This is a genomic window from Rheinheimera sp. (assembly GCF_020217005.1).
In the GTDB taxonomy this organism is placed as follows: domain Bacteria; phylum Pseudomonadota; class Gammaproteobacteria; order Enterobacterales; family Alteromonadaceae; genus Pararheinheimera.
Window position 1 is genome coordinate 1 of record NZ_JAIWOI010000011.1, and the last position, 10,000, is coordinate 10,000.

Here is a 10,000-nt window from a genome sequence, read left to right on the forward strand (position 1 = left end):
GGGATATCTACCACTTTGTAGTTTTCTGGCTGGCCAGAATCATCCCATACGTAAGCTTTTTCGCTCAGCAGGTCAACTACACCAACGAACGTATCTTCACGGCCTATTGGTAAAGTCATGATCAGTGGAGTTGCGCCCAGTACGTTTTTCACCTGTTCAGTTACACGGATGAAGTCAGCACCGATACGGTCCAGTTTGTTTACGAAAATCAGACGGGAAACTTTCGCGTCGTTCGCATAACGCCAGTTAGTTTCTGACTGAGGTTCAACACCGCCTGAACCACAGAATACACCGATACCACCGTCTAATACTTTCAGAGAACGGTACACTTCAACTGTGAAGTCAACGTGTCCTGGTGTATCGATAACGTTGAAGCGGTGACCTTTCCAGAAACAGGTAACTGCTGCTGACTGGATTGTAATACCACGCTCAGCTTCTTGAACCATGAAGTCTGTGGTTGATTCACCTTCGTGAACTTCACCTATCTTATGGATTTTACCGGTCAGTTTCAGGATACGCTCGGTAGTAGTGGTTTTGCCGGCATCAACGTGGGCGAAGATACCAATGTTTCTGTATAAGGATAAATCTGCTGACATAGTCATCTCGATAAGCTAGGGTTTTAAAATAGTGCGACAATATACAGGAAATTATTCCGATTTGCCCGAAAAAAAATCAGTGCGATCTTCTGTTTTTTCGAATTCGCCGTCAACTGCATTTTTATGAACTTTGACAGTCCGGCAATAAAAGGCTACGAAGCGGTCTGAGCCACGTCATTCACCATGCCTCAACCTCAAACAAATAACTTTGCATGATCTCTGGTTTATCCTGACATAAATTTTTCTGTTCTTATATTGGAAAAATTTGCTGTTGTGCTATTTAGTTAAGAGGCTGGTTGTTCAGATGGGTACAACTGTGATCTGTAACTCACGCCAGTCAGCCTGCAACGCTTGGCGTGTTGCTCAGGCGCAGTGGGATCCAGACACCACGTCAAAAACTGGGGCGGTCACCGAAAAGCCAGACAGAGTAGGAACACTATATTATAAGGAAATCAGAGCAATGAGCGAGCAAACACAAACCAGTGCAACAGAACAAACGGTAGACGCGGAAGTGCAAGTATCTCCACCTATGACTGTTGAGCAATTTATCAGCGGCCTGCGAAATGGCGGTTTTACCGGCCAGATAGGTTTTAACCCCAATATGCCGGGTATGGTCTGGATTGCGATGAATATATAGTCCGCTTTTATCTTAAGGCTGGAGCGCTGTTGTGCTTCAGTCTTGAGCTGACTTCAGACCCATAGCAGTACCAGCAGCGCTATGATGCCAGCTAAGGCCAACATGCTATGTTCAATTCTATGTTCTGTCATTTTCTCTGTGCTGAGCTGCTTTCCCGGATAGAGCAGGTAAGCCAGATTAATCAAAACAAGTAGCAGCGCCGTCAGGCGGGCCAGAAACAACAAAGAGTCAATCAGCATCACTACTCCACTCACTACTTCGAACTTATTTGCTTATCACACTGTGATTTGCGTCGCCTTTATCTGGCTATTGTCTGCGCAAAGTCTGCTCAAATTCCGGATACAGACCTGCTGAAAAGGCTGGCAGTGTATAAAGCCTGCGAGGAGTCTTTCAATGTGACAAATTGCCGCATTGAAAGGACTCAATGACAGAGCGCTTCAAAAAAGCTCCCGCTAAAATTGGGGCTGCGACAATATGCCGCATCGGCTGATTCAGCTCGCTATGTGACAATAACGCTGTGTTAACTTTCTGATTTAAAGGCGTTATTTTTATGCAACTGTCCCGAATTCCCCGTTTGAGTCTGCTGAGTTTGGCCTGTGCTCAGGCTCTGTCTTTATTGTGTTTTTCTGCCGTAGCAAAGGAGCAATCTCAGGTAAACACCGCGGCTGAAGCTAGTCTGGAGCGTTTGTCTGTGTTTGGTCAGCGCACGAGCGACACTTTTGGTAGCAAATCCGGCATTTTATTAAAAGAGTTACCACAGAGTATTCAGCTATTGGATGTGGAGCAGATGCGGGGGCAAGGGCTGGTGTCTGTCGGGGATTTGTTACGTGATATCCCCAGCGCCAATCCGGGGTATTCCAGAGTTGGGCCTTATCAGTCTTTTAGTCTGAAGATCCGTGGTTTTGCTGCTGACCAGATGCGCAATGGTATGCGCCAGCGTTATTTTGAAGATGTGGATGCGTCCGCTTTGAACAGCATCGAGCGGATGGAAGTATTAAAAGGCCCATCCGGTGTGCTTTATGGTCAGTCGGCTGTGGGTGGGGTGATTAATCTGGTTAGCAAAACACCAGGGGCTGATAACAGCGGCAGTGCAGGCTTGAGGTTAGGTACTGACCAGCAGAGAGTTGCCAATGGGGATATCAGCAAGGTGTTGTCTGATTCTGTGTCATTACGCTTAACAGGCGAGCTTGAGCGCTCAGACACTTTTGTTGATCGTCAGCCGATGGACCGAAACAATATCAGTCTGATGCTGCAGCATCAGGTCGGCGACCAGGCCACAGGCCATTTTGTTGCTGAGTATGTTAAACGCGAAACGGACCGTTATGTTGGCTTGCCTGTCTCTGTGGTGCTGCCTGATCAGGATGAGGAAGTGCTGGATATCAGCAGCCAATTGGGTGAGCCAGGTTTTACCAGCCTGCGCTCTTTTGCACCTTTGTATCAGTATTGGCTGGATATTCAGTTGACCCCGGACTGGACACTGACGCCGCGTTTGCAGTATCAGGAATTCAATACTGTGTTTGGGCAGGTCAATTTACGTGCTCCTGTTGTTGGCAAACCTGAATTAATTAGTCGCACCGGTCGTCAGGGCCGTGAAAATGATGACTACCAGATAGCACAGCTGGATTTAAATGGCCGTGTCATGACAGGTGCTTTAGAGCACAAAGTGTTGCTGGGTTATGAAGCCGGACGGGAGCGGGGCCGTTTTACCCAGTCGAACATCAGGGCTGGTACTTTAAACCCTGTCGATATTAATAATCCACAGTATCAATATGACAGCCAAGATCCGGTGCTGGATTTTGCTTTTGATAATTTCTACAACCTGGATTCTGATGCCTGGTATCTGCAGGATCAAATCAAATTTACCCCAGATCTACACTTGATAGGTGCAGTGCGTTACACCGACAGTAAAGCTGGTAGTGGTAGCTGGGGGAGCCGCGCAGACTGGGTGCCGGTCTCATCCACGATCTGGCAATTGGGCCTGACCTGGCAGTTGAATGATCAACTGACTTTATTTACCGGTCATAACACAGGTTTTGATGTTGAAAGCAGCGCTGCAGCCCGCAGCAGAACAGGGGATGCGCTGGAGCCGGAAGAATCTGCTCAAACCGAGTTAGGCCTCAGGTTCAGTGCAGAACAGTTCAACGGCAGCCTGGCGCTGTTTCGTATTGAGCGTTTAAATGCGCTGACAGCTGATCCGCTGGACTCAGATTTTAGTGTGAACAGTGGCGAACAGCGCGTGGACGGCGTTGAAATGGAAGGCCGTTGGCAGTTGAATTCTGCTCTGCAATTGCAGGCTGGGTATGCCTACATGGATGGTCAAATCACAGAAAGTAATGATGGTGACCTTGGGGCAAAGCTTGGTGATTTAGCCCGTCACAGAGTCAATCTGAGCGCCAACTGGCAATACAATGATGACTGGACCGCTTTTGTCCGGGCGAATTACAGCAGTGGCCGGCCTCTTGTCACAGGTTCAAGCTGGCAACTAGATGCGTATCGTCTGATTGGAGCTGGGCTTAGGTATCAGCAAAGCAACTGGTCGGCACAACTGGCCGTGAACAACCTGCTGGATGAGCTGTATTACACCGCATCAGGCAATGGTTTTGTGGTCTATCCGGGTGAGCCACAGCAAGCCAGTTTACAACTGATATGGCAGTGGTAAGTGGTGGCTGAATTGGATCAGTTAACTACAGATAAAAACGTTGCTGGTGCCATGCGCGCTGTGTTTTTTTGGCATGGCTGGTCTGCCCTGATGATAGCGCCAGTGCTGCTGGTGCTTTTATTAACAGGCAGTGCTTATCTGTTTGATCGGGAATTTGATCAATGGTGGCAACAGGAGGCGCTGGAACTGACGCCTGAAGGCACTGCCGCGACTTTGGCGCAGCAACAGGATTTTTTACGGCAACAGTATCCGGACTGGACCATCAATAGGGTTGTGTTACCAGATGAAGCTGCTCATGCGGTACGCTGGCAACTGACAGCGCCCGATGCTGTGCATTTAATTTATCTGGACCCTTATCGCCTGCAGGTTAAAGCAGATATTGACCCTGCAACTCAACCTATGGCGATAGTGCGGCGTTTGCATGGTGAGCTGATGGCAGGCCCTGTAGGCGGTTATATTATTGAATGGTTTTCCTGCTGGACCTTGTTTTTGCTGCTGACCGGAGCCTGGCTTTGGTGGCCAAAACACTGGCGTCTGGCAGGTGTGTTCGTGCCACGAAAACGCAGTGATGGCCGGGTGCACTGGCGCGACTGGCATGCTGTGCTGGCTTTAGTCAGCTCTTTAGCTTTGGCTTTTCTGGTCATCAGTGGTATGCCCTGGTCAACCTTTTGGGGTAAACAGTTTGCGCAATTAGGCCGGGATTTTAGCCCGCAGTGGCATTGGGTAACGCCATCTCCTAACTTCCATTTACCTGACAGTGTCAAAACCAGAGCTGTGGACCCGCATCACGAACATAAAATGCAAGCGGTGCATGTGACGGGAGGCAAGGAATCCTGGGTAACAGAACATCATCCTGTACCTGTAAGCACTATGCAGCATCAGCCTATGAAAGCGGATATCAGCAAAGCCGAACCTTATCTGGACAGGTTGGCCTTGGCTACTTATGGTGCCGGAGTTCGGATTTTTTATCCGGCTACTGCATCAGATGTATTTAAAATCAACTATGTGCCTGATAAAGCAGAGGGGCAGCAGACACTTTATGTCGACCCCGTCAGCGGTGAACTACTGGATGATATTGGCTGGCTACGTTATTCGGCTTTAGCCAAAGTAGTGGAGTGGGGCACCATGACTCATTTAGGCCGGCAATATGGGGCGTGGAATCAGTGGTTGAATTTACTGTTCTGCCTGGTGGCGCTGGCAGCTCTGATCGCAGGTTTAACTTTGTGGTGGCGACGCAGAAAACCAGGCCGCTGGTTTCCGCCTTTGCAAAGCACAGACAGTTTGCCTTTGGGGTTAAAGCTAAGTTTGCTGGTGCTGGTGATTCTGTTTCCGCTGCTTTTATTATCGTTGCTGGCTTTTGCGTTACTAAGATATTGGCAAAACCGAAAAGTGAATTCATAAATCAAAAGGCCGGCGTTGCTGCTGGCCTTTTGATCGAACTAACAGGTTGCTTAGACTTCAGCCAAAGTAGGGTAATCGGTATAACCTGCCGGGCCTTTGCCGTAAAACAGCTCTGGTTTTGCTGGATTTAATTCCGCATCCAGCTCCAGACGTTTAGGCAAATCCGGATTGGCAATAAATGGAATACCAAAGGCGATAGCGTCAGCTTTGCCTTCTGCCAGCCACTGATTGGCTTCTGCTTTACTGAATTTTTCATTCGCAATCACAATGCCGCCAAACAACTGTTTAATCAGCGGAGTAATGCTGTCTTGTGCCGGGTGTTCGCGGGTAGAGATAAAAGCAATACCACGTTTGCCCAGTTCAGTAGCTACATAACCAAAGGTGGCGGTGCGGTTCGAATCACCCATATCGTGTGAGTCCATACGAGGAGCTAAATGCATAGCCACTCTGTCTTTACCCCAGACATCAATACAAGCGTCTGTGACTTCCAGCATTAAACGAGCCCGGTTTTCCAGCGAGCCACCGTATTCATCATCCCTTAAGTTAGTGCTGTCTTGCAGGAACTGGTCAAGCAAGTAGCCGTTCGCGCCATGGATTAAAACACCGTCAAAACCTGCAGCTTTGGCATTCAGGGCGCCCTGCCTGAAGGCTTCTACCACATCTTTAATTTCAGCCAGGCTTAACGCTCTTGGTTCTTCATAATCTTTAATTGGACGGACTAAACTGACATGACCTGCTGGTCGCAACGCACTCGGTGCCACAGGTTTTTCGCCACCCAGATAAATTGGATCTGAGATACGACCAACGTGCCAAAGTTGCAGGAATATACGGCTGCCAGCTTTATGTACGGCCTCTGTGACTAATTTCCAGCCTTCAACCTGAGCATCTGACCAAATACCAGGTGTATCAGGGTAGCCAACACCCATAGGGGTTACTGCAGTGGCCTCAGATAAGATTAAACCTGCGCTGCTACGCTGAGTGTAATATTCCGCCATCATAGCATTAGGCACGCGGCCTTCATCTGCACGGCATCGTGTTAAAGGCGCCATCACAATACGGTTCTTCAGGGTTAAATCACCTATGGTGATTGCATCAAACAAAGTTGGCATCTGTAGCTCCTTAAAGCTGTTCGTTTAGTCGCGTCAGAAAGTGTTGGATCACCTCTTCATTACGCGAGAAAAAACTCCACTGACCTACTTTTTTGCTGCTGATAAAACCAGCGCGTTGCAAAGTGGCCAAATGGGCGGACACGGTGGACTGAGACAAACCTGTTTTTTGATCTATTTTGCCGGCACAAACCCCAAGGCTTAGCGGGTGGTCCTGATCGGCAAAATAGACTTCAGGTTGTTTCAGCCAGTTTAAAATCTCCCGTCGCACTGGGTGAGACAGGGCCTTGATCATCTCGTCGAGTTCTGCAGAGCTCATCGTTTAATCCATATTTATATATCGCGATATTGCGAAATATATATCGCTTAAAATCGATATGCAAGCTATATTTTGTTCCGACCGGTACATTTTCATGCTGCTATGCTGATAACAACATGGCGAAACAGGCAAATGAAGCGGGTCGGCGATGAATACCTTGTTGTCAACTTTGGAAATTAGTCATAGTGAAAATGCACTTTATGTGCGCTTTACAGGCATACATGAGGACTACCTGATGGATCGTTATGCAGAAGCTTTGGAACTGTTTTACCAAAGCATGCGAGGCAAGCCCTGGGCGCGTATTGTTGATTTACGCCAGTGGACTGTCACTGCAGCTCAAACTCAAAAACTGGTTGAAAAATTACTGCAGCAGGATTTAAGCCGGGGTTTAAGCCTTGAATATGTGCTGATGCCACCGGACCCTATAGGGCGCTGGCAAGTTGAGCAGACATTAAACATGCTAAACACCAGCACCTTTTGCACATTGTTTCATCCGATTGAAGATGAAAAAGCGGCTTTTACAGGGCTGAAACAACAAGGATTTTCAGTGGAGTTTGGTGCTGTAAGCAGACATGAATCACGCTGTTGGAACGTTTCTGACACAAAAAAAGCTGACAACTAAATGACCCAATGAAGTGGTTCATCATCCGTTTTACAAAAGCTGCGTATTACGGCCCGTCCGGACTATGGTTTACCTAAAATTAAGAAATATAGTTCTGATCTTTTTAAACACCAGAGCCGTTTTTTAAGCAGGTTTTATGTTCAACTAAAAGGAAATCAGCATGAAATTTCGCTCTCTATTGAATTTATCCATTCTCTCTGCAGCTCTAGTGGTCAGTACCGCATCTTACGCTTCAGCTAAGGCTGATATTGTTGATACAGCAGTGGCTGCAGGCGGCTTTAGTACTCTGGTAACAGCTGTTAAAGCTGCAGATTTGGTCGATACTTTAAAAGGGGCTGGTCCATTTACTGTGTTTGCACCCAATGACGCGGCTTTTGCCAAAGTTCCAGCCGCAGATCTACAAGCCCTGTTAAAAGATAAAGCCGCACTGAGTAAGGTGCTGACCTATCATGTGGTGGCGGGCAAGGTCATGGCAGCTGATGTAGTGAAGTTAACATCAGCTAAAACTGTTCAGGGGCAAGAGCTGAAAATTTCAGTGAAAGATGGCGTCGTCTACGTGAATGACGCTATGGTGATTAGTACTGATATTGAAACCAGTAACGGCGTCATTCATGTAATTGACTCCGTTGTATTACCTAAATAACGCTATTTTTTGTTTGAAAAAAGGAGCCTGGTGCTCCTTTTGTTTTTTCAGGCCTTCAGAACTGCCTGGATGAATGTACTGCTGTTACACTGTTCCGGGGCAATATGATTTTATGTACAAGGATCAATGCTGTGGTCAAAGTGGTGCTGGTGATGGTTTTACTGTGTCTTAGCTTCAGTCTTACTGCGGCCAGTCACAGTGTAATCTGGATGAAAAATGGGGATAGATTGACAGGCACCATAACTCAGCAGAATAAAGATATTGTTTTCTTAAACTTACCTTATTCAGGTCAGGTGCAATTGCCGAGAGTTCAGATTGATCGTATAGAACAGCAACAGGAGGTCGCAGTGGCTGCGGTGCCTGTTGATACTACAGCTGGCCTGGTGAAAAACCAGCCTGTGCGGCATTATAGCGTGGATTTAACCGCAGGAAAAAAACGCAGTAGCAGCAATACAGATAATCTGGGTTTTAAAACAGCCTTTGAACAACGTGATGCGAATTTGCGGTTAACTTTCGACGGCAGATACGACTATGAGACCAGCAATTCCTTAAAGAAAACCCATAAGTATTTGCTTAATCCGGGGGCCGATTATTTTTTTGCGTCACAATTGTTTTGGCGTAATAAAGTGGATTATGCGCAGGACTTTATTGCTTCGGATTATAAAAATACAGATCTGAGTTCGGGCTTAGGTTACAGCTTTTACGATACCGCTGAACTAAGACTAGAGTTGATTGCTTTGGCGGGTTTAAAACGTACACACTTTAGAGAAACCGCCGGACTTGAGCTTTTTCTCGGTGACAGACAACGTCTGGATTTTCGGCATTTGCAATTGGAATGGGATTTGCGTTACGTCTGGCCCGGCAGCAGTTTTGAAATCTTCAGTGAAGGCAGTTATTTAAAGCCGGTTAATCAGCCAGTTCGTTACATCGAATTTCTGCAGGAAATTGATCTGAGTTCAGGTGTGCATTATTACCTGACAGAACGAATTCGGTTGTCTTTTTCGGTGGATTTAGACTGGTCAAAAATTGATGTGGTGTTGCCTGAATATCCCGGACTTTCAGTAGATAGCCGGGACTTACACCAAAAACTCAGCATAGGTGCTAAGTTTTAGCCAATAAGCTCAGCCGCTATTTGGAAACTGAGTTGTCGGGCTTTCGGGTCGTGCATCATACCAGCCAGCATCAATTCATCAGGTTGATGTTCGGCGATAAATTTCAGTAAGCCTTGTTTAACCTCGGCCGGATTGCCTATCACAGAACAAGATAAAGCCTGTTCGACATAAGCCTTTTCATGGGGTTGCCAGATTAAATCCATGTTTTCTACCGGGGCAGGCAATAAATCAGCGACTCCCCTTACTAAATTAACAAACTGCTGTTGCGCAGAGGTAAAAAGGTGTTTTGCCTGTGCTGTAGTTTCGGCGGCAAATACATTCAATGCCAGCATCAGGTAAGGTTTATCCAACTGAGCCGAAGGCCTGAATTGCCTGCGATACAAATCTGCAGCCTGCACCATCATCTTGGGAGCAAAATGAGAGGCAAAGGCATAAGGTAAACCTAAATGGGCCGCCAGTTGGGCACCATATAAACTTGAACCCAAAATCCACAAGGGCACATTCAGATTTTGTCCCGGTACAGCTTGTACCGGCTGATTTGGTTGTACCGGACCAAAATACTGCTGTAACTCAAGAATATCGCTTGGGAACTGATCTTCAGTTTCTATTCTGCTTCGTCTTAACGCTCTCGCTGTGAGCTGATCGCTGCCTGGTGCCCTGCCTAAACCCAAGTCAATGCGGTTAGGGTATAAGGTCGCCAGGGTGCCAAATTGTTCGGCTATCACCAAAGGTGAATGATTGGGTAGCATAATGCCACCAGCACCTAAGCGAATGCGTGAGGTGGCAGCAGCCAAATGGCTTATCAACAAAGAGGTCGCAGCACTGGCAATGCCCGGCATATTGTGATGCTCTGCCAACCAGTAACGATGGTAGCCCAAGGCATCAGCCTGTTGTGCTAAAGCTTT

General features: G+C 47.3%; 11 protein-coding genes. 6 read left to right on the forward strand and 5 right to left on the reverse strand.

What is annotated here, in order from left to right:
- Positions 1-596, reverse strand: a 596-nt coding sequence (locus LDL40_RS00520) for a GTP-binding protein (RefSeq protein ID WP_300992622.1), incomplete at its 3' end; no start/stop codon positions are given.
- Positions 597-1,056: 460 nt separating this feature from the next.
- On the opposite strand from LDL40_RS00520, the gene LDL40_RS00525 reads away from it, so the two are divergent.
- On the forward strand, positions 1,057-1,233 hold the full coding sequence (locus LDL40_RS00525; RefSeq protein WP_300992595.1) for a hypothetical protein: 177 nt from the start codon (positions 1,057-1,059) through the stop codon (positions 1,231-1,233).
- Between the two features lie 53 nt (positions 1,234-1,286).
- Here the strand turns inward: LDL40_RS00525 and LDL40_RS00530 are convergent, their stop codons facing one another.
- Positions 1,287-1,472: a hypothetical protein gene (locus LDL40_RS00530; RefSeq protein WP_300992597.1), complete on the reverse strand. Its 186-nt coding sequence runs from the start codon at positions 1,470-1,472 to the stop codon at positions 1,287-1,289.
- A 311-nt stretch (positions 1,473-1,783) separates the two neighbouring features.
- Here LDL40_RS00530 and LDL40_RS00535 point away from each other — a divergent pair, with 311 nt between their 5' ends.
- Entirely contained in the window at positions 1,784-3,892 is a 2,109-nt protein-coding gene (locus tag LDL40_RS00535; RefSeq protein WP_300992599.1) for a TonB-dependent siderophore receptor, read from the forward strand.
- Positions 3,893-3,904: 12 nt separating this feature from the next.
- Positions 3,905-5,293: a PepSY domain-containing protein gene (locus tag LDL40_RS00540; RefSeq protein WP_300992604.1), complete on the forward strand. Its 1,389-nt coding sequence runs from the start codon at positions 3,905-3,907 to the stop codon at positions 5,291-5,293.
- Between the two features lie 50 nt (positions 5,294-5,343).
- Here the strand turns inward: LDL40_RS00540 and LDL40_RS00545 are convergent, their stop codons facing one another.
- Both LDL40_RS00545 and LDL40_RS00550 read right to left on the reverse strand, forming a co-directional pair.
- Positions 5,344-6,402: an alkene reductase gene (locus tag LDL40_RS00545; protein ID WP_300992606.1), complete on the reverse strand. Its 1,059-nt coding sequence runs from the start codon at positions 6,400-6,402 to the stop codon at positions 5,344-5,346.
- Between the two features lie 10 nt (positions 6,403-6,412).
- A complete protein-coding gene (locus tag LDL40_RS00550) occupies positions 6,413-6,718 on the reverse strand; it encodes a helix-turn-helix transcriptional regulator (RefSeq protein ID WP_300992608.1) in 306 nt (101 codons plus the stop codon).
- Between the two features lie 235 nt (positions 6,719-6,953).
- On the opposite strand from LDL40_RS00550, the gene LDL40_RS00555 reads away from it, so the two are divergent.
- The 3 genes from LDL40_RS00555 to LDL40_RS00565 all read left to right on the forward strand — a co-directional run bounded on the left by LDL40_RS00555 (position 6,954) and on the right by LDL40_RS00565 (position 9,095).
- Positions 6,954-7,340 carry a hypothetical protein gene (locus tag LDL40_RS00555; RefSeq protein ID WP_300992611.1) on the forward strand — a complete coding sequence of 129 codons (387 nt, stop codon included), beginning with the start codon at positions 6,954-6,956 and terminating at the stop codon, positions 7,338-7,340.
- A gap of 160 nt (positions 7,341-7,500) precedes the next feature.
- Complete coding sequence (locus LDL40_RS00560) at positions 7,501-7,983, forward strand: fasciclin domain-containing protein (RefSeq protein WP_300992614.1); 483 nt, start codon at positions 7,501-7,503, stop codon at positions 7,981-7,983.
- Between the two features lie 104 nt (positions 7,984-8,087).
- Entirely contained in the window at positions 8,088-9,095 is a 1,008-nt protein-coding gene (locus LDL40_RS00565; protein WP_300992617.1) for a DUF481 domain-containing protein, read from the forward strand.
- Here the strand turns inward: LDL40_RS00565 and LDL40_RS00570 are convergent.
- Positions 9,092-10,000 (reverse strand): LLM class flavin-dependent oxidoreductase (locus LDL40_RS00570; RefSeq protein WP_300992620.1); only part of this gene is annotated, 909 nt, incomplete at its 5' end. The genes LDL40_RS00565 and LDL40_RS00570 overlap by 4 nt on opposite strands.